Genomic DNA, 17,775 nt, shown 5'->3' with positions numbered 1-17,775 from the left:
AGTCATAACAGTGGGTGGGACTGCGACAGAGATTGTTATACAGCCAATTCTCACACGGTGTCACGAGTTAGGGGCCCATATGCGAATCCGTGACACTGCCCATACGCACCGAAATCCGGCAGTACGAGCGTATGGACGCAGCTAATCGTGGCTTCGAGCGACACGCCCTTTTGAGCGACACGCTAGTCGAAGACGTTGGGTGTACACGCTCGGAGCGAGGCGTCATCGAACCGAGCGGAAAAACGAGTACGAAGTTACGAGCCGAGCGGAAAAGCGAGTGCGAAGTTACGAGCCGTGCTGAATCAGGCGCTGAGACGCTCTTTGTACGATTCCATGGCGGTGATAGCCATGAGCGTCGCGGTGCTCAAGACAGCCCATCCCGCTGCGGGAATCTGTTCGAGGCCGGGGACTCCGAGCAGACCGGCCGACACAGTCGCCGCCACAGCGGCGGCAATCGTCAGGTTCCGCTTCGGTGACGATGCGAAACTGACCGGCGTCTCACTCGCCTCTTCGCTTCCACCGACGTCGCCGTCGAGGTACGTTTCGAGCTGCTGTGCGGCGTCTAACAGCGTGATGTCACCACGGTTCTTGTCGAAGTCGACGACACCCGCAGAGTCCATCTTCGGGAGGTGACATTGGTAGAGACCAATGTAGACCCGCTTTCGCTGACTCGACGAGAGTGCCTTGATGTCGATGTCGTTTTCTTTCGCTGCGATGAACTCGGCCATGTCACCGAGTTTCGCCTCGCCACCGTTGACCTTGAGGTAGTGGAGGGCGTCGCGGCGGCGCTGGTTCTTGAGGATCTCGAAGACGATGTCCTTCGAGAGTTGTTCTGGCTCCTGTTGTTCAGGGGCGTCCTGTGCCTCTCCGGTCGTCTCTGTAAGCTGTTCCGGTTCCGTCTGTTCGACGGCTTCAGTGTTGGTTTGTAGTGAGTCTGTTACCATTGTTCCTTCCTCCCCCACTCGCGAAATTGCGATGATTCGGCCATCTCTGCGGCAGTATTCTCTGTGACAATCGTGGCAGTCGAAGGTATCGCCACACGTCAGTCACTGGCCACAGGTCAGGTTGCTCCACCAGGCGCAACCAGACACACGAGGGTTACTGTGACTATACGGGAGTTCAGGATATATACCTGCCTGACAGTCCCAGACTCTGATTTGTCCGAGGGTTAGGCTCTCAAAATGTGCGAGTAAAGAGCCTGTAACAATCTATGCTCATTCAGATTTTCAATAAATCAGATACTACGGTTTGAGCGGTCTAATCCACCTCTGTCTATTGTTTTTAGCAGTATACTACCTTCAAATATACTCGTACTTCTCGAATGTCGATATGTTGTTTTGAATGTTCGAAAATTCACTAGTGTCAGAAGGTGAGATTACCAATTCCATATGCCCACAAATACCATGTTTACCATTCCCAAACCTGCTACGTCACTCGACGAGTGACTCGAACGCGTCCGCAGGTGCGCCGTTTTGCTCTTCGAGAACGTACTGCGCGAGGACCAAGACGAGGAGTGCCGTCGAGACGAAGATGGCGACGGCGGCCCACGAGAGAAGGGTGAACACGGGGAGGCCCGCCCAGAGACCGATGATCAACACCCAGCCGAGGACACCGAGCGTCCCGTAGTACCGGGTCCACGATCGGTGCGTCTCGGGTTGCATCCAGAAGAAGCCTCGAGTGGCGACGTCCGTGACGAGAGAGACGTTTCGTTCTTCCTCGTCGTACCGGACCAATCCAGCAGACTCGAGTTTGGGGAGATGCGTCTGGTACAACGAGATATAGACGCGCTGTCGTTCTTCGTCGGTCACTTCTTCCACCGTTGTTCCGTTCTCCCGTGAAGCGACCATCGCAGCGAGGTCCTTCAGCGAGATAGACTCGTCTGCGCGGTGGAGGAAATACAGAATCTGCCTCCGTCGCGAGTTGCTGAGGATGCGAAACAGTTCGTCTTTGGATAGAGATGTCATCGTCTTGTATGGGTGCGGCCCCCGCGCCTCGCGCGTGAGAACCTAATTCCGGTTGAACAACCTACACCACATGTGACCTTTGTTATCGTGACGTTTCTGCCGTCCACCACGGGCATATTGGACGAAAATTAAGTTCAGCTTCATCTGAGAATCCCGAATACGCAGACGGTCAGTGACCCGATTTTATCTCGATGAGCGAGATGATTACCGAACGGGGAGCGTTTGAGAAAAGTCAAGCGGGTGTTACGAGACTAAAGTTCCGATTTCACTGGTAATGAAGCCAATTATCCAGTATAGAGGTGGCTAACAATACCAGAGTACGGCGATAATATGAGTTGAGACTACATGTTCGAATTGACAGGCTTCCAGCGCGACCTTCTGTACGTCATCGCCGGTGCGGAACGGCCCTCCGGTCAAGAGATAAAAGAGATGATCAGCGCGGACGTCGGAGAGGTGAACCATGGCCGACTCTACCCCAACCTCGACGCACTCGTCGAACAGGGGTACGTAAACAAAGGCCAACACGACCGACGGACGAACTTCTACGAGATGTCCGAAAAGGGCAGAGAATCCATCATCGACCGACGTACGTGGGAAGACCAGCACGTCGACTTCCTCCAGTAAGCACCCCCCAGTGAATGCTCCGGCGCGGACGTGAGTCGGAAGCCCGTCACTTCGAACAGCTACCGGACTAGAGTGTTCACCACGGTGCCGGACCGAACCACTGTTCCAGGGTGAGAGAAACAGCGCGTACAGCGTCTAACTCAGTTCTCCGTTCGTCGTCTGCGTTCCGCGTTTCATTCTCCGACCGTCCAGTAGAACCCCGAGACGGCCATCGTCGTCGCCACGCGTCGGATTCGGCGCCGGCGAGGGTGAGACGTTCGCGGTGAGAGCGGTCCTGTTCTGACCGATCCCTCTAGAGGCGTCGAACGAGACGTCGACGAGCGGTTGGCGAGTCGACCTGCCAGAGTCGAATCCCTCAGGAGGGACCTCGAACGGACTCGTCCCGTCTGACCCGCCGTGAGCGGACTCCATCGAACAGGGAGTCTGCTCGACGGGGAGACACGCCCGTGTCGATACGATTCGACGAATCGCTCAGTCGTGGAGCAACGACCAGTTTCGAACGCACTCGGAGCGGCGACTCGTCCCTCGTGTCCACCTCTGGGGTGAGCAGTTCAGTCCGGCTTCAGATAGACGAACGCGGATTCGAGCCACCCACGTCCCCGGGTCTCCGAACTGCCGCTGCGGAACATATCACAATTCAAGATATTAGAATGGCCGGAAATATACCAGATTTCTTATGGTGTTTTGCACCCTCGAAAAATGCCGTTTAATGTGCTCATAAGTAAGTGATTAATACGAGTATAATACGCCGCTGTACGTCGATTTACACCCAAACAACCCCATTACCGATTTATTAGAAATGTCGAATGTTGAGGAGCCTATAGTATTGGATTTAGATATTCATGTATTCTTACTAATGTAATTATCGCAACATTTATGGCCCTAATCCACAACTCCAGAAACATGGTAAGCGAACGGTCCACCGAGCAGGGCCCCAAGAACGACGACAAGAATGCTGTTGGCCGCCGAGGCTACCTCGCCCTCGTCGGTTCAGTCACTGCTGCGGGTACACTCGCAGGAGTCTCAGGGGTCGGCTCGGCAACTGAACAGTCCGACGAACACGCACCCTCTAGCGACGAACACACGCTCGTCGTAGCGGGCACCGGGTCACTCTCGTCCTTCGAAGTGACCGTCGACGGTGCGATTACGCCTCTCAACGCGAGCGGCGCGCTGAGCACGACGGGGTCAGTCGGACCCGCGGCCGAAGGAACCGTCAGTGGCGATTCGCGGAGTTACCGATTCGCCGGAGACATCACGAACTTCCAGTCGACCGACTCGGTGTCGGTTTACGTCGACGGCGTCCGTATTCCGACCGGCTCCTTCTGAGTTCGGTACTCGGACGACCGTAGTCCCTCCACATTTTTACTCGACCAGACGCAGGTCTGGCCAGTAGTCACCGAACGAGGAACGAACCACGACACGGTCAGTGGGGAGTCAGGACCGGAGGTACCCGGCTAGCCACTCACTCGTCACGTCGTCGAACTCGACGGTCGAACCACCGTACTCGGCGACGAAGGAGTCGGCGCCTGCTCGCTCCGAAAACGGGAGCAGGTCCGGGCCCATCCCGCCATCGACGTCGCTCTCGACGACGTAGGTCATCTCGTACGCGTCACCGAACGTATCGGCCGCCGTGTACGTCGAGACGTACGTCTTCCCGGACTCTTCGTGGAGTTCGTAGTCGACGCTGGAGTAGTCAGTCACGTAGATGGCGACGGCTTCCCAACCCTGCCGTCGTTTGTCGAAGTAGTACGGGAACAGTCCCATACTCAACGTGTGGAACCACGCCGGGTTGTCGTGACCGGCGGGAGACTCGTCTCGGTAGAATATCTGGCCGTTCGGGCCGGCGTGGTTGCCGATTATCATCCCGCCCTGGTCGTCTTCTTTCCCGCCCGAGAGGTCAATCGGGTCGGGTTTCGACTCCGTGCCACCGTCCATACATCCGGCTACTGCCGCAGTGAGACCACCGACGACGGTCTTTACTGCCGTCCGTCGAGTGAGCGAGCGAGTGTGTCGCGTCGTATCTCCGCGTTCGCCATCCATCGGTCCGTCACTTCGGACTGAGCCGTCACCGTATAAAAACCATCAGAATCTGTGCAACCTGCCTGCCACGACGACGTGAGATGTCGAGGGCACAGACGTGTGCGGAGGGGAGAACGCGTGGTTCGAACTATCAGGCGGCGACGCGAGCGCCTTCGACGAGCGCCCGAACCTCTTCGAAGAGGCGGTCTGCGTCCATCGGGTCACGTGCTTCGGCCGTGATTCGAACGAGCGGTTCCGTCCCGCTGGCACGGACGAGGAACCACCCATCGTCGGTATCGACGCGGATGCCGTCGACGGTTCCGACGTTGTCGTACTGGGCGTGGATGTCGCGAGCGATTCGGTCCATCGCCTTGTGTTTGTTCTCGAACGAGAGACTGGCCCGACGGGTGGTGTACGCGTCGCCATCGAGCGAGCGAACCTGTTCCGACAGTGGGCCGTCGCGTTCGACGAGTGCTGTCAGCTTCAGGGCCGCGTAGTGGCCGTCTGGTGCGAGCGTCTCGTCGGGCCAAATCCACGCGCCCGAGGGTTCGCCACCGAAGACGTACCCCGGTTGTTCGACTGCTTCGGCGACGTGGACGTCGCCGACGGGCGTGTACGTCACGAACCCACCGGCGTCTTCGACGGTATCCTGGACGAGAAGACTCGTGTCAATCGGGACGGCGACGGCCTGTCCCGGAGAGACTGCATCGCGAGCGAACAGCGCGAGGAGGTAGTCACCGGGGACGTACTCGCCGTGTTCGTCGACGGCGACCAATCTATCGGCGTCTCCGTCGTGGGCGAGTCCGATATCCGCACCGAGTGCGGGGACAGTCCGTCTGAGCGCAGACAGCGTCGTCGCGTTCGGTTCACTCTTGCGGGCGGGGAACCGGCCGTCTGTCTGCCCGTCGATGGTGTTCACCGTCGCACCGAGTTCGTAGAGGGCGTCCACAGAGACCCGCCCCGTTCCGTTACCCAGGTCGAAGACGAGAGAGACGTCGTCGAAGGCGTCGAACGACGAGACGAGGTGGTCGACGTGCCGCGCAGGGCCGTCGTGCCACGTTCGTTCGGTCCCGTGTTCGTCCCACGCGGCGGGGGTGATGTCGTTTCGGTTGAGACGGTGGACGATGTCTCGTGTCTGTTCTTTGTCGAACGCGCGCCCACTCGGCGTCCAGAGCTTCAAACCGTTGTCTTCCGCCGGATTGTGCGAGGCGGTGATACCGATGCCAGCGTCCGCACCGGTCCACCCGACAGCGCGGGCGACGGTGGGCGTCGAGACGACACCGAGACGGATGACGTCGGCCCCACACTCGCGAAGGCCGGCGCTCACTGCATCTGCGAGGACGTCGCCGCTGAGGCGTGCGTCTTGGCCGACGACGACGGTCCGAGCGTCACAACCGACGGCCCGGCCGATTCGAAGCGCAAGTTCTGCGGTCACGGTTCGGCCGACCGGACCACGGATTCCACTCGTTCCGAACATACCGAAAGTGACGCCGACAGAACGTTTTGGTATACGTCACCTACTGTCGGACCAACAACTTCAGGGAGAAACTACTCCCACGGGGAGGAAAACGGGGACCGGATAAGTGGGTCGTTACGGCAGTCGAACCGGCGATTAATGGACGGGTCGTGCCTCGTCTATGGGCATTATCTCTATCGAACCCAGTGCGTCCAGGGTGACTCGGTAACCAGCATAGGAAAAAGAGAGGATTGTATCGTCAGAACGTTCGAAGAGCGTGTTGAGGGCATCGGGGTCGATAGTCCCTGCAAGTGGTGGGAGTTGCGTCGGACGGATGTCCTCGATTGCTGCAATACTCATCACGACGTTCGTACTGAGCGGTTCGGAACAGTCACGGTCGATTCGATAAACGCCAGTCTCCTCTTCGAAGGAAACCCGGGACTCCTTCCATTGGATAGTCTGTGCCATCATGGTGCTTGACGTTCCACGTTCTAATTTCATCGAACTTAAATCCGTGCTATTTGTGAACAGTAGTGATTCGTGAAAGTCGTCGATGCAGATATGTATCACCTACGTGTCCCGGGAGTGTTGGACGAACGATACAGTATCAAAGTTCATTACAATTACAGTGGTCCCACTGGTTCACCGGCGCGCGAAGAGTTCCTGTGTCTTCTCGCGCGCCTCTGCCGTCGATATCTCCCGGTTGTACAACGCCGCACCGGGTTCCAGCAACGCCCCACCAGTCGCGAGGGGACCGGTGTCCACCGGACCGAATCCGATGTCCCGAATCAGGTCTGCGACGATGGCTTTCGCCTCTGGGTCGTCACCCGCGACGAAGATAGCGAGGCGCTCTGACTCCGGAAATTCCGGGTGACCGAAGTCCCGGAGCGTCTCCCAGTAGATGGTGTTGAACGCTTTGACGACGCGCGCATCCGAAAGTTGCGCCGCAATCATCTCCGACGACGTTCGGTCACCGAGGTCCATGACGTGGTAGTTCTCCGTGTACGGATTCGTCGCGTCGACGACGACTTTCCCGGCAAACGTCTCTGCTGAGGGGAGCGTCTCACGCTTTCGGAACGGAATGGCGAGGAACACGACGTCACCGAACTCCACCGCTCGCTCCGGCGCGACGGCGTGGAGTTGCGACCCGAGTACGTCGGAGAGGTCCGCGAGTGACTCTGGACCACTCGAATCCGCGATAGCCACCTCGTGGCCCGTCTCGACGAACAACTGGGCCAGCGTCCCACCGAGTCGTCCGCCGCCGAGTATCCCAACGTTCATGAACAAATATTATTGTTTGACAAGTTGAATCTTGTGACGATTTGCACCCGGTGCGCAACGCGTCTCGTGTTGCCCGATAGCTCCTGACGACGACGAACTGTGGCCAGTACGCCGCAGGCACCCGTCTGGAGACGACTGGAACGAACCTGTCGAACGTATCAGATTCCATACGCCGCCAGTTATAGTCCGTATAACCGTTTCAGACGTTCTCGATAGCGATACGTTCTGATTATCAGGACAATCATAAATTAATATATATGTCGACGTAGTGTTCCTATGTACAGACGGCAATTTCTTGGAGGGGCCGGTGTGGGCATCGTCGCTGTCACCGGATGCCTCGGTGGAACCAGTGACACCACGACGCCCGCCGGGGGCTCACAGCAAAACAGTGGGAACGAGAACACTCCGAAGTCGACGACGACGCCGGAACCGACGCCCGAACCAGCCGACGAGACGCCGGAATCGACGCCCGAATCGGCCGACGAGACGGCCCCCGAAGACCGTATCGACTTCACGCGTGAGGAAGGTGACCCCGAAGTCGTCGGGACGCTCCTGACCAAAGGGCAGGTCCCCGGCGTCGTCGTAACTTCTGACCTCGAGTTCGCGACTGCGTGGCAGAACTACGCCGACGTCGACGAGGAAAACAGTTCGTACAGGGTCGGACTCTCGGTGAAGACGAACTCCGCGATTGGTCGTCTCACCGTCGAAGGGAAGATGTACGACGATGCCGGCAAACTACTCAGCGACGACTCCGACGTGAGCAACAACATCCCCGGTGGCGAAAAGGCCCTCATCCACCTCGTGTTCGACGGCGATATCGACGCGATGCACCACTTCGAGATTTCGCTTCTGTCGCCAAGCTGAGACGGGTTACGCGCCACCCGCGTAGGCTTCGAACTCTTTTCCACGAACCGCGAAATACCCGACACCGACGAGTCCGACGAGCGACGCGAGGCCGAACGCTATCGTCGGGTCGTTGGCGTAGAGCCACCCACCGAGTGCGGCACTCGGGATGACGAGCGTATTTCGGACGAGGTAGTACGCCCCGGTGACGCGCCCGCCAGCGTTCTGTTCTGCTGGACCGACGATGAGCGCTTTGTGTGCCGGCAACCCGGCGAATCGGAGTCCAGAGAACGCAAAGAGGCCGACGAGCACCCACTGATTACTCGGGGCGACGATGAGGAGTGCGGGGAAGACGGCGTAGACGGTGAACCCCACCGCGACGACCGGTTTGAGGCCCGTGCGCTCGGCGAGTTTCGAGACGGGGAGCTTCGTCAGTATCGCGACGACCATCTCGACACCGAGGAGGATGCCGAAGAAGGCGTCGGGGCGGAGCGAGAGGCCGAACCCGGAGAACCCGACGGCGAGAAAGTCGGTGACGACGATGACGAAGAAGACGTAGACCATCCCGTTGGCGAACCGAACGAGCGTGTCGGCGACGAGCAACGGGCGGAGCGTCTCGGGGAGTGAACGCAGGTCCGCGTGGAGTTGCGAGAGACCCTCGAACGACTTGCCGAGAGAGTCATCACTGGCGTCGTAGAGCACGTGTTGGGCCACCGTCGCGACGATACCGAACACCGCGGCGACGACGAGAACGTACCGAAATCCGACGACGAACGACGACGTCGCCGCGAGCAGTGCGGTGGCGATGAGTGGTCCGAACAGGAAGCCGACGCGGCGGAATATCTCGGTGCTGGCGAATCCCATCGCCAGTCGACCCGGCGGGACGCTCTGTTTGACGATGGCGAACGTGGCCCCGAGGCCGAACGACTTCCACGCCTGTGTGAGAAAGAGGCCGACGAATATCCACACCCACGGTTCGAGCGAGACGCCGCCGAGCGTCACTGGCGGCACCGACGGCGCGACGAACCACACGAGGAACCCTGCAGACGAGACGGTGCCGAAGAGCGTCAACGAGAGTCGCGACCCGAGTCGGTCGGATAGCGCGCCACCGGGGTACGGATAGAGCGCGCCGATGAAATTTCCGACACTCCCGTACAACCCGACGACGGTTGCCCCCGTCCCGAGGACGCGGAGATACTCGGGGACGTACCGACCGGTCATCTGAAACGAGAGGCTGAACGCAAACATCGCAACCGAGAGGACGAACACGTCGCGTTCCAGGCCGACGAACTGCCGAAAGGAATCGAGGGCGTCTACAGCGTCCCGGCGGACGTCCATCGCTCGTTCGATTCGACTGCGCGGACAAGAAACTAGGCGACCCGGTCAGGATTCCGTCGGTGGGTCCACCCAGACGACGAGGCCATCGTCGGTTCTGACGATACCCCGCGTGCGTTCGTCGCCGAACGGTGAGTCGTCGACGTTCGCTGGGTCGACGTCCGTGACTCTGTACACCTCGTCGACGAGCCATCCGTAGACGTCGTCTTCCTCGTCGCCCGTATCGAAGACGACGACGCGTTGGGCGTCGGACGACGACCCGACGTTCAGCAGTCGGGCCGTGTCGACGAGCGTCGTCGTCGTCCCACGGTAATCCATGACGCCGACGACGTGCGACGGCGCGTCGGGGAGTGACCGAGAGGCCTGTCGATGGATTATCTCGGTCACCGAGTCGAGGACCACGCAGTAGCGTTCGTCGCCGACGCCGAACTCCAGGACCTGCGTCGATCCGTCGAGCGTCGTCGCCGCAGGGTCGCCGACTGCCATCACGCGCCCCCGTAGTCGTCGATTTCGTCGTCGTCAGTGTCCATAGAGAACCGAGCGGTACGGTGGGTATAAACCCTGATACCCGAGTATCATTTCGGAGAACGTCGCACTGGACGTCGTCCCCGCCTCCCCGTCGACGCCTATCTGAATCGGTGGACCAACTGGACGGCGACGAACCCAGCGATTGCGACGAGGACGATGGACCCACCGGCAGCGAGCCCGTACTGATACGCGAGCGTAACCCCGACGATACCGGCCACCTCGCCGGCGATGACACCGTACAGCAACGACTGCTTGAAGCTTCGGCCGACGCCTGCCGTCGTCACGACGGGGACGACGAGGAGTGCGGCCACGAGAATCACGCCCATGATTCGCATGGCGCTGACGACGACGAACGCCGTGAGAATCGACAGGAGGGTGTTGACTGCGCGGACGTGAACCCGCGACGCTCGGGCCGCCGTCTCGTCGAACGTCACGAACAGGAGCGGTCGGTAGGCGGCGGCGACTGCCACTGCGACGACGAGCGTCATCGAGACGAGAAGCCCAACGTCGGCCCGGGAGACGGTGGCGAGCGACCCGAAGAGATACTGGTTGATGCCGACGGAGATGCCGCCATCCGTCAGCGAGATGAGGACGCTCCCGAATGCGAACCCACCGGTCAGTACCATCGCCAGTGCCGCATCGCTCCGCGCGCCGGTGTACTCGACGATGACCTGAACGAGTAGTGCCGCAATCGTCGCGACGACGAGCGCCCCGACCAGTGGTGGGACCGCAATCGCCAGCGTCGCTTCGAGAAAGAGCGCGACGGCGACGCCGGCGAAGGCCGTGTGCGCGAGCGTATCGCCGACCATCGAGAGGTCACGGTACACCAAGAACGACCCGACGAGCGGACCGACGATGCCGATGGCCAGAACGGAGAGATAGGCCCGTTGCATGTACGGAAACGCCAGAAACTGGAGCCCAGTCGCGTCGGCGAGCCACGAGAACGCGCCACCGACGACGACGTTCAAGAACCAGTCGAACGGGGCCGAGAAGACGGAGGCGACGAGGAGGTGAGACACCACGTCGAGGGCGGGCGAACCGAGCGGAGAGACGAGGAGACTCATCGGGAGTCCTCCCGGTCAGGTTCCGAATCGGTGGGGGTCGATTCGTCTGCTTCGCCGTGTTCGTGGTGGAGGATTCGCTGGTTCGCGCCGTAGGCCGCCGAGAGCGCGTCGCTCTCGACGAACGCGTCGGGGGCCCCGTGGAAGTAGAGCCGCCTGTTCAGACAGGCGATTCGGGACGCCCGGGCGGTGACGACGCCGATGTCGTGTTCGACGAGGACGATGGTCATCCCGTCGGCGTTCAGGTCGGCGAGCAAGTCGTAGAACGATTCGCGCGACTCCGCGTCGAGGGCGACAGTCGGTTCGTCGAGTGCGAGTAACTCCGCCTCCGCGGCGAGCGCTCGGGCGACGAAGACACGTTGGCGTTGGCCGCCGGAGAGCGACCCGACGCGCCGGTCTGCGATGTCGGTAATCGCGACGTTTTCGAGTGCATCGTCCACCGCCGCGTGGTCGGCAGGGGAGAATCGCCCGAAGAGATTCCGCGGATAGCGGCCCATTCGGACGACTTCCCGGACGGTAATCGGCATATCTCTGGCAGTCTTGGTCGCGTCCTGTGCGACGTACGCGACGCGTTCGCCCGCGGTGAACTCGTGTGCCGCCTCACCGAAGAGACGAACCGACCCCATGTCGGGCCGTTGGAGACCGAGCATCAGCGTCAGGAGGGTACTCTTTCCGGACCCGTTGGGGCCGACGAGTCCGAGGAAGTCACCCGCCTCGACGTCGAACGAGACGTCGTCGACGACGGGCACGTCACCGTACGAGAAGGCCACGTCGCGGAGTGAAACGGCGAGCGTCATCGTGCATCGAGTGCGGTCCGGAGCGACGGAAGGTTCGTCTCTCGCACGATGTCGATGTACCCCCACTCCGCCTCGCGCCACTCGCTCGTCAAACCGGGGATAGACGTCAGCGGGAGGACTGCCTCTGCGTCCGTCTCTGCGACGAGTTGCGTTGCGGCACGGTCGGATTCGAGGGGGTCCGCGAGGACGTGTCGAATGCCGTGTTCCTCGATGGTCGCCTGTGCGCGTTCGATATCTCGGGGCGAGGGTGCGTCGTCCGGAGCGAGACCAGTGAGTGCGACGACGTCGATATCGTATCGGTCGGCGAGATATCCAAACGCGTCGTGACCGGCCACGAGAATCACGTCTCGTTCGCGGGATTCGAGCGTCGTCGCTATCGTCGAATCGAGGGCAAGCAGGGAGTCTCGATACGCATCCGCGTTCGCCGCGTAGGCGTCGGCGTTCGCCTCGTCGACCGCCTGAAAGGCGTCTCGGAGCGTCTCCGTCGCCGTGACGACGTTGCGCGGGTCCATCCAGAAGTGCGGGTCGACCAACCCCGGGCCTCGCTCGCTCGCGTTCGCGTCTGCTTCGTCGTCGTCGGTGTGGTCCCCGTCCTCGTCGTCGTGGGCGTGTCCGTCGTCGGTCGCCTCGTGAAGGTCGATGTCGGCGGAGACGTCGACGGAAACCACGTCCGCGTCGTCGGCAGCGAGCGAGGTCAACACGTCGTCGGCCCACGGTTGAAACGAGGGCATCCCATGTACGAAGAGGTCCGATTCGAGAATGCGCCCCTGTACGTCCGGACCCGGTTCCCAACCGTGACCGTGTTGGCCGACTGGGACGAGCGTCTCGGCCGTCGCGTCGTCACCAGCGACGTGGGCGGCGACGTCGCCGAAGACGAAAAACGACGCAGTCGCGACTCTCTGACCGGAGTCGGCCCCTTGTCCGGGACTCTCACCGCCGAGACACCCGGCGAGCGTGACCCCAGCAGCACCAGAGACGGCCGCGAGAAACGCGCGTCGTGTCTGTAATCGCATGTTAATAGAAAAGAGACTTTGGATAATAAGTGCTAGTATATCGAGTTCATGTTTTATTATTTATCGTCGGACAGTGGCGTCGAGTCGGTGAGACAGTACTCGTCCGTCGTTCCATCGGGGGAATAGACGCCTAGCGGAGCGGTGTTACCCGGTGGGGCGACTCCGAACAGACGCGACCAACCGTGCGAGCGCGCGACGTTTGATGAGCGCGAACCCGAGAAAGATGAAGACGAATCCGAGCGAGGTCAGTGGGTCGATGAGTTGTCCGAGGAACGCCCAGCTCAAGAGTGTCGCCGAGACGGGTTGGAGGTAGCCGATGAGGTTGATTTCTGTCGGCCCGAACCGCGAGAGGAGTTCGAAGTAGATGAGGAACGCTGCTGCGCCGGTGACGACGGCGAGGTAGACAAGCGACCCGATGGCGGTGGCCGTCCACTCGATGCTCGCCACAGACTCGTTGGTGACGAGGCCACTCAGGTGGAGCAATCCAGCGCCGACGAGCATCGCCCACGCTTGGAGGGTTCGTGGTGGGATATCCGAGGAGAACGGCCGAGTCAAGACGGCACCGAGGGCGAACACCGTCGCGGCGACGAAGACGATACCGACACCGACCACGTCACTCGAAAAGAGGGCGTTCGGGTCGGGTTGGGCGACGAACCCGACACCGACGAATCCGAGGACGAACCCAATCGCTCCAAGCGGCGAGATTCTGTCGCCGAGAAGCCCCGTGGCGAGGAGTGCCGTGAGAATCGGCCCGAGACTGATGACGATCGCGGCGACAGCACCGGGGACGTACTCCTGGCCGATATAGAGGAAGGCGTGGTGGCCACCAATCATCAGTCCGCCGGCGACGGCGACGAGTTTCCAGTCCGTCAAACTCTGTGGCCGCCAGTAGGACGTCGAGACGGCGGCGTATCCGAGGACGATGAGGCCCGCGAGGTAGTAGCGGTACGCGGCGAAGTGAAGCGGTGGAAAGTACGCCAGACCGACTTCGATGGCGACGAACGAACTCCCCCAGAGCACCCCGAGGAGGGCAAACAGACCGGCGGCGACCCGACTGTTCACAGCGGTCCTCTCGGTCGGACGGGTGTGGGCTGTTCGTCCGCCGATAGCGGTCCAACGAGTTCTGGTTTCGTTAGCGTCGTGTCCAGCACGTGAGCGTCTTGTTATCCCACACTCGATAATAGTCGTTTTGTTTGGACGAAACTGCTTGTCGATACCAGCGAGTCGTAGTACTCCGATTACGACTCGTCGGACTCGTCGCGTGTGGCGTTGACCACCCCGAGAAGCCACGCGCTCGTCTCGGGTGTCTCCCGGGCCACGAACTGGACGTACGCGTACTGTCCCATGGCGTTTCGGGCAGAGCGATAGGTGTCGTATTCGAGTGACCGTTCGAGGTAGCTGTCACCCTGCCCGAGGCGGTGTGAGACGTTGGCGAGGGCCCGTCTCGTGACGGGTGGATAGACCGGCGACGAGCGGGCAGATTCGACTGCCTCCAGTGCCGCGAGTTTGGTCTCGCGGACCGCACTCGCAGACTGTGGCGCGCCGAACGCACCCTTCCGAACCGCGTCTATCGCGGACTCCAACGCCCGCCGGTTCCGTTCGGCGGCGTGCACTTCGAGGAGTGCGCTCGCGATTCGGCCGGCACGGAGTTCCTCTCGGATACCGTCCGTGCGGAAGTGCACGTGGGCCAACGCCTCTGCGAGCAGTTGCTCCGCAGGGGTATCGTCGAGGTTCCGGTCGAATTGGTCGATGAGTGGGCTGTCCGGTCCGTAGTCGTCGGGATAGTCGTCTCTACGGTCTTCGACCACGCCGACCAACCACGACGCGGACTCCTGGAACACGTCACCGAAATCCTGCAGGTCTGAGAGTGAGTCCCGGTAGCGTCCGGAGAGGTGGCGGGCGGCCTCCAACGACGCTCGCGCGGATTCGAGTCCGTCGAGCATTTCCCCCACTCGCGGCGCGCTTTCGGCGTACCGCCCCGTCTCCGTGGTTCTGCCGAGGTAGCGCGTCGCCGCGTCGACGAACTCTTCGACGTCGGCGTGAACGACCAGTGCCGGTCCGGGAGCGTCACCAAGGTAGCGGTATTCCGACCTGAACGACGCCACCGCAGACTGAACCGTCTCGACTTCAGACCGGACGTCACCCTCACTGAGTTCGCCGACTGCCGCGTCGTACGTCCCTTTGGCCATCGCCGCGCTCCCCCGAGCGTACCGAAGCGAGCGAACCTGCTCGAACAGAGTTCGCTCCGAACGTGCCGTTTCGAGCCTGCGAGTGGCATCTTCGTACGCCTCGGCGTAAATCCGTCTGACGGCCTGATTCGGAACCTCCGAGCGACTCATCGACTCGGGGACCGAATCGAGTAGTTCGCGCGCACGAGACTCGTTGTGGTCGAGGAACGTCTGCGCGATGGGCGCCGGTGTCTGTGCCGGAATCGCCTGCGAGCCCAGTTGCTCCACTTCCCGTAACGCTGCGACGTCGAGTTCAGGTCTGTCGGTCCCGCCGTCGAGCGCGCCCGTACATCCTGCGAGCGTGGCAACCCCGGTGCTTCCGAGGGCCGCGAGGAAGTTCCGTCGCGTCCGCCGCGTGGTCATGCGTCTTCCTCCACGGACTCGTTTCTGAGTGACGGCGGGAGTCGACAGCTTCGCCCACCTCCGCGACTCCACCCGCTGTCGGGTCGGTCGGACTCCGAGAACGGAAGTCGAATCAGCGAGGCCACGACGTGTCGGTCGTCGACGGAACACTCGACTGAGGCGTCGCGGAGCACGTAACAGAAGTCGATGTCGACGAATCGGTCTGGCGGTGCCGTGAGGTAGTTGAGTTTGACGGTCCGGCAGGCGTCGACTCGGTGCTGGACGATGGCCAGCGACTGCGATTCGAAGGACGTTTCGTCGATAAATCGTCTGGCATCGTCGATGCCGTCTGGTGTCGTGACGACGTCGATGTCGGTCCGTTCGTCCGCGTTCGTGACGAGCAACGCGTCGAGCGTGGAGTCACTGGCGTCGCTGTCGGCGTCGCGGAAGACCGGACGCCCAGACGGGGACCGTAGTTCGAAGTAGTCGTAGTCGGTGACGAGGTTCTCTGGTCGAGGGCCGTGGGGCGTTGGAGAAGGTTGGGAACTGGACTCGCTCCCAGTACACCCTGCGAGAGCGGCGAGGAGGGCCACGCCTGCGCCACGGAGGACCCGTCTTCGAGTCTGGAGGGGCATATGTCGTTTGAACGACTTTTTCAGGCCACTATGTTCCTTGTGGTCGGCGGACCGAACGACCGAACCGCGGGACATTTCCCCCACCACATCCACCATTCGACAGACGAATGCGCGAAGACGAGTTGGCGACCCGTGTCGTCGAACATTTCCGGGCCGCGTTCGACGACGTCGAAATTCACCTCGAAGAACCGTACGACCACTACGGGAACCGCGGCGTCGCCGACATCTACGTCCGCGTTCGGACGCCCGAACCGGTCGACTACCTCATCGAACTGAAAGCCGACGCGGCCATCCGTCACGCCACGGGTGCCAACGAGATTCTCCGCCAGTATCGCCGGATGGAGCGGTACTTCTACAAAGACGACGAACACGACATCCGACCCAAACTCGCCCGCGACGGGCCGGGCGTCCACGTCTTTCTGTTGTTCGCTCCGACGAAGCGGTGTGTCGAACACGTCCACGAACACCACGCACTCTACGAGTCTGTGGACCCCGAAGCAGTCGTCGAAGACGTCTCCGCATCGCGGAAAGTCGCGTTCCTGACGAACTTGGACCGGGCGGGAGACGGTGAACTCGGCTTTGCCTCGGTCAACGGTGAGGTACCCTTCGATTCGCCGGCGTTCGCCGACGCAATTCCGGCCGACTCCCGCCTCGCCACGGCGATGGACGACGCATCCGGATAGCATACACTCTCATACACCCCCCGGTCCTAGTGGTGGCCATGGGAACGACGCGGAAGTCGGTTCGAATCCCGCTGGGTGACCTCCGGCAACAGGTTGCAGACGCACTCGGCGTCGCCGCCTCACTGGTCGATATCCACGAGATTCGACTGGAAGACGGCGCGCTGGAAGTCGAGACGAGTTACCCGGATGGCGAGAGCGTCCCCGTCGTCGAACTGTTCGTCACCGACCCCGAAGGGAACACGGAGTCGTACGTCACGGAGTTAGAGGGAGCGAAGAACCTCCTCATCGCAGGGGAAGACGTCCTCGTCGAACTCGTCGATTACGACAAAGAGCGTGGCGAAGTGTTCGTCTCGGTGAAACACAGACAGGACGGTGAGTTAGTGACTGTCCTCGGATGCGGTGAACAGTGGGTCATCCCAGTCGAACGCGACGGCGAAGAAGAGATGATTCGGTGTCGTATCCAGAGCGCCATCGACCCGCCCGGCGAAGACTCGTAACTCGTGTGTCTCGTTCGCTCGGGGACAGTCACCCCTCGTATTCGACGTACGAGACGCAGTACGCTTCGGGGGCGATTTCGCCTTCGACGATAGCACACGCCCCTACCCCGTCGCCGTTCTTATCCTCGATGTAATACCGGCAGTTCGAACACTGCTGACCCTCGTTCGGTTCCTCCTGATACGAGACTGCGTCCTGCGTCGAGAGCTGTTCGGGGTTCCGCTCGACGCCACCGATGGACGTCGCCGTGGCGTACTCCTGCGGGACGCCACCGGTGTCGCCACCACCGCCGCCACCGTCTGCAGTGGTCGTCTCAGCCTCGCCACCACCGCCGCCACCGGAACAACCGGCGAGTCCGGCCATCGTCGCCGTTCCGGAGAGCCAGATGAACCGCCGTCGGGTCTGTTTGTCCTCTGCCATGTCCGCCACTCGGGAGTGAACAGGTAAATGAAGCGTGGCGTTTCTTGGGGT

Annotated in this window: 20 protein-coding genes; 5 read left to right on the top strand and 15 right to left on the bottom strand. The window is 61.3% G+C overall.

The window, feature by feature from the left end; translation table 11 throughout:
• Window positions 1–302: 302 nt before the first annotated feature.
• Together ACK3R5_RS18110 and ACK3R5_RS18105 are read right to left on the bottom strand one after the other, a co-directional pair.
• A complete protein-coding gene (locus ACK3R5_RS18110) occupies window positions 303–944 on the bottom strand; it encodes a hypothetical protein (protein WP_411966324.1) in 642 nt (213 codons plus the stop codon).
• Between the two features lie 486 nt (window positions 945–1,430).
• Window positions 1,431–1,964 carry a transcriptional regulator gene (locus ACK3R5_RS18105; RefSeq protein WP_411966323.1) on the bottom strand — a complete coding sequence of 178 codons (534 nt, stop codon included), beginning with the start codon at window positions 1,962–1,964 and terminating at the stop codon, window positions 1,431–1,433.
• Between the two features lie 345 nt (window positions 1,965–2,309).
• Here ACK3R5_RS18105 and ACK3R5_RS18100 point away from each other — a divergent pair, with 345 nt between their 5' ends.
• Together ACK3R5_RS18100 and ACK3R5_RS18095 are read left to right on the top strand one after the other, a co-directional pair.
• Window positions 2,310–2,588, top strand: coding sequence for a PadR family transcriptional regulator (locus tag ACK3R5_RS18100; protein WP_411969067.1), 279 nt, complete (start codon window positions 2,310–2,312; stop codon window positions 2,586–2,588).
• A gap of 903 nt (window positions 2,589–3,491) precedes the next feature.
• A complete protein-coding gene (locus ACK3R5_RS18095) occupies window positions 3,492–3,914 on the top strand; it encodes a hypothetical protein (protein ID WP_411966321.1) in 423 nt (140 codons plus the stop codon).
• Window positions 3,915–4,022: 108 nt separating this feature from the next.
• Here the strand turns inward: ACK3R5_RS18095 and ACK3R5_RS18090 are convergent, their stop codons facing one another.
• From ACK3R5_RS18090 to ACK3R5_RS18075, 4 genes are all read right to left on the bottom strand, one after another.
• Window positions 4,023–4,628 carry a nitrous oxide reductase accessory protein NosL gene (locus ACK3R5_RS18090; RefSeq protein ID WP_411969066.1) on the bottom strand — a complete coding sequence of 202 codons (606 nt, stop codon included), beginning with the start codon at window positions 4,626–4,628 and terminating at the stop codon, window positions 4,023–4,025.
• Between the two features lie 130 nt (window positions 4,629–4,758).
• Window positions 4,759–6,084: a phosphoglucosamine mutase gene (glmM, locus tag ACK3R5_RS18085; protein ID WP_411966319.1), complete on the bottom strand. Its 1,326-nt coding sequence runs from the start codon at window positions 6,082–6,084 to the stop codon at window positions 4,759–4,761.
• Window positions 6,085–6,219: 135 nt separating this feature from the next.
• Complete coding sequence (locus ACK3R5_RS18080; RefSeq protein WP_411966318.1) at window positions 6,220–6,534, bottom strand: HalOD1 output domain-containing protein; 315 nt, start codon at window positions 6,532–6,534, stop codon at window positions 6,220–6,222.
• 171 nt (window positions 6,535–6,705) lie between these two features.
• Window positions 6,706–7,344 (bottom strand): NADPH-dependent F420 reductase, encoded by a 639-nt coding sequence (locus ACK3R5_RS18075; RefSeq protein ID WP_411966317.1) that lies wholly within the window; start codon window positions 7,342–7,344, stop codon window positions 6,706–6,708.
• Between the two features lie 276 nt (window positions 7,345–7,620).
• Here ACK3R5_RS18075 and ACK3R5_RS18070 point away from each other — a divergent pair, with 276 nt between their 5' ends.
• Window positions 7,621–8,208, top strand: coding sequence for a hypothetical protein (locus tag ACK3R5_RS18070; protein ID WP_411969065.1), 588 nt, complete (start codon window positions 7,621–7,623; stop codon window positions 8,206–8,208).
• A 6-nt stretch (window positions 8,209–8,214) separates the two neighbouring features.
• Here ACK3R5_RS18070 and ACK3R5_RS18065 read toward each other — a convergent pair whose 3' ends face one another.
• The 8 genes from ACK3R5_RS18065 to ACK3R5_RS18030 form a co-directional block, all read right to left on the bottom strand.
• Window positions 8,215–9,525: an MFS transporter gene (locus ACK3R5_RS18065; RefSeq protein WP_411969064.1), complete on the bottom strand. Its 1,311-nt coding sequence runs from the start codon at window positions 9,523–9,525 to the stop codon at window positions 8,215–8,217.
• 45 nt (window positions 9,526–9,570) lie between these two features.
• Entirely contained in the window at window positions 9,571–10,008 is a 438-nt protein-coding gene (locus tag ACK3R5_RS18060) for a chemotaxis protein CheW (RefSeq protein ID WP_411969063.1), read from the bottom strand.
• A gap of 140 nt (window positions 10,009–10,148) precedes the next feature.
• Window positions 10,149–11,114: a metal ABC transporter permease gene (locus tag ACK3R5_RS18055; protein WP_411969062.1), complete on the bottom strand. Its 966-nt coding sequence runs from the start codon at window positions 11,112–11,114 to the stop codon at window positions 10,149–10,151.
• Window positions 11,111–11,908 (bottom strand): metal ABC transporter ATP-binding protein, encoded by a 798-nt coding sequence (locus ACK3R5_RS18050; RefSeq protein ID WP_411969061.1) that lies wholly within the window; start codon window positions 11,906–11,908, stop codon window positions 11,111–11,113. The genes ACK3R5_RS18055 and ACK3R5_RS18050 overlap by 4 nt, the downstream gene beginning before the upstream one ends.
• Window positions 11,905–12,921 (bottom strand): metal ABC transporter substrate-binding protein, encoded by a 1,017-nt coding sequence (locus ACK3R5_RS18045; protein WP_411969060.1) that lies wholly within the window; start codon window positions 12,919–12,921, stop codon window positions 11,905–11,907. The genes ACK3R5_RS18050 and ACK3R5_RS18045 overlap by 4 nt, the downstream gene beginning before the upstream one ends.
• Before the next feature lie 144 nt (window positions 12,922–13,065).
• Complete coding sequence (locus tag ACK3R5_RS18040; RefSeq protein ID WP_411966310.1) at window positions 13,066–13,983, bottom strand: DMT family transporter; 918 nt, start codon at window positions 13,981–13,983, stop codon at window positions 13,066–13,068.
• Window positions 13,984–14,159: 176 nt separating this feature from the next.
• Window positions 14,160–15,512, bottom strand: a complete 1,353-nt coding sequence (locus ACK3R5_RS18035) for a hypothetical protein (protein ID WP_411969059.1) — start codon at window positions 15,510–15,512, stop codon at window positions 14,160–14,162.
• A complete protein-coding gene (locus tag ACK3R5_RS18030; protein WP_411969058.1) occupies window positions 15,509–16,126 on the bottom strand; it encodes a hypothetical protein in 618 nt (205 codons plus the stop codon). Before ACK3R5_RS18030 ends, ACK3R5_RS18035 begins: the two co-directional genes overlap by 4 nt.
• A 107-nt stretch (window positions 16,127–16,233) precedes the next feature.
• Between ACK3R5_RS18030 and ACK3R5_RS18025 the strand changes: the two genes are divergently transcribed.
• Entirely contained in the window at window positions 16,234–16,809 is a 576-nt protein-coding gene (locus tag ACK3R5_RS18025) for a hypothetical protein (protein WP_411969057.1), read from the top strand.
• Window positions 16,810–16,847: 38 nt separating this feature from the next.
• Window positions 16,848–17,306, top strand: a complete 459-nt coding sequence (locus ACK3R5_RS18020; protein WP_411966306.1) for a hypothetical protein — start codon at window positions 16,848–16,850, stop codon at window positions 17,304–17,306.
• A gap of 28 nt (window positions 17,307–17,334) precedes the next feature.
• On the opposite strand, the gene ACK3R5_RS18015 is transcribed toward ACK3R5_RS18020, so the two are convergent.
• Complete coding sequence (locus ACK3R5_RS18015) at window positions 17,335–17,724, bottom strand: high-potential iron-sulfur protein (RefSeq protein ID WP_411969056.1); 390 nt, start codon at window positions 17,722–17,724, stop codon at window positions 17,335–17,337.
• Between the last annotated feature and the right edge of the window lie 51 nt (window positions 17,725–17,775).

The organism is Haloferax sp. YSSS75 (assembly GCF_046764215.1).
Taxonomy (GTDB): Archaea; Halobacteriota; Halobacteria; order Halobacteriales; family Haloferacaceae; genus Haloferax.
The sequence above is the reverse complement of the archived record's forward strand: the minus strand, read 5'-3'. Positions and strand labels throughout refer to the sequence as shown.

What these genes read in the sequence shown, in the direction of transcription:
- ACK3R5_RS18110 (WP_411966324.1), bottom strand. Translation starts at nt 944, where the DNA reads ATGGTAACAGACTCACTACAAACCAACACTGAAGCCGTCGAACAGACG.
- ACK3R5_RS18105 (WP_411966323.1), bottom strand. Translation starts at nt 1,964, where the DNA reads ATGACATCTCTATCCAAAGACGAACTGTTTCGCATCCTCAGCAACTCG.
- ACK3R5_RS18100 (WP_411969067.1), top strand. Translation starts at nt 2,310, where the DNA reads ATGTTCGAATTGACAGGCTTCCAGCGCGACCTTCTGTACGTCATCGCC.
- ACK3R5_RS18095 (WP_411966321.1), top strand. Translation starts at nt 3,492, where the DNA reads ATGGTAAGCGAACGGTCCACCGAGCAGGGCCCCAAGAACGACGACAAG.
- ACK3R5_RS18090 (WP_411969066.1), bottom strand. Translation starts at nt 4,628, where the DNA reads ATGGATGGCGAACGCGGAGATACGACGCGACACACTCGCTCGCTCACT.
- glmM (WP_411966319.1), bottom strand. Translation starts at nt 6,084, where the DNA reads ATGTTCGGAACGAGTGGAATCCGTGGTCCGGTCGGCCGAACCGTGACC.
- ACK3R5_RS18080 (WP_411966318.1), bottom strand. Translation starts at nt 6,534, where the DNA reads ATGATGGCACAGACTATCCAATGGAAGGAGTCCCGGGTTTCCTTCGAA.
- ACK3R5_RS18075 (WP_411966317.1), bottom strand. Translation starts at nt 7,344, where the DNA reads ATGAACGTTGGGATACTCGGCGGCGGACGACTCGGTGGGACGCTGGCC.
- ACK3R5_RS18070 (WP_411969065.1), top strand. Translation starts at nt 7,621, where the DNA reads ATGTACAGACGGCAATTTCTTGGAGGGGCCGGTGTGGGCATCGTCGCT.
- ACK3R5_RS18065 (WP_411969064.1), bottom strand. Translation starts at nt 9,525, where the DNA reads ATGGACGTCCGCCGGGACGCTGTAGACGCCCTCGATTCCTTTCGGCAG.
- ACK3R5_RS18060 (WP_411969063.1), bottom strand. Translation starts at nt 10,008, where the DNA reads ATGGCAGTCGGCGACCCTGCGGCGACGACGCTCGACGGATCGACGCAG.
- ACK3R5_RS18055 (WP_411969062.1), bottom strand. Translation starts at nt 11,114, where the DNA reads ATGAGTCTCCTCGTCTCTCCGCTCGGTTCGCCCGCCCTCGACGTGGTG.
- ACK3R5_RS18050 (WP_411969061.1), bottom strand. Translation starts at nt 11,908, where the DNA reads ATGACGCTCGCCGTTTCACTCCGCGACGTGGCCTTCTCGTACGGTGAC.
- ACK3R5_RS18045 (WP_411969060.1), bottom strand. Translation starts at nt 12,921, where the DNA reads ATGCGATTACAGACACGACGCGCGTTTCTCGCGGCCGTCTCTGGTGCT.
- ACK3R5_RS18035 (WP_411969059.1), bottom strand. Translation starts at nt 15,512, where the DNA reads ATGACCACGCGGCGGACGCGACGGAACTTCCTCGCGGCCCTCGGAAGC.
- ACK3R5_RS18030 (WP_411969058.1), bottom strand. Translation starts at nt 16,126, where the DNA reads ATGCCCCTCCAGACTCGAAGACGGGTCCTCCGTGGCGCAGGCGTGGCC.
- ACK3R5_RS18025 (WP_411969057.1), top strand. Translation starts at nt 16,234, where the DNA reads ATGCGCGAAGACGAGTTGGCGACCCGTGTCGTCGAACATTTCCGGGCC.
- ACK3R5_RS18020 (WP_411966306.1), top strand. Translation starts at nt 16,848, where the DNA reads ATGGGAACGACGCGGAAGTCGGTTCGAATCCCGCTGGGTGACCTCCGG.
- ACK3R5_RS18015 (WP_411969056.1), bottom strand. Translation starts at nt 17,724, where the DNA reads ATGGCAGAGGACAAACAGACCCGACGGCGGTTCATCTGGCTCTCCGGA.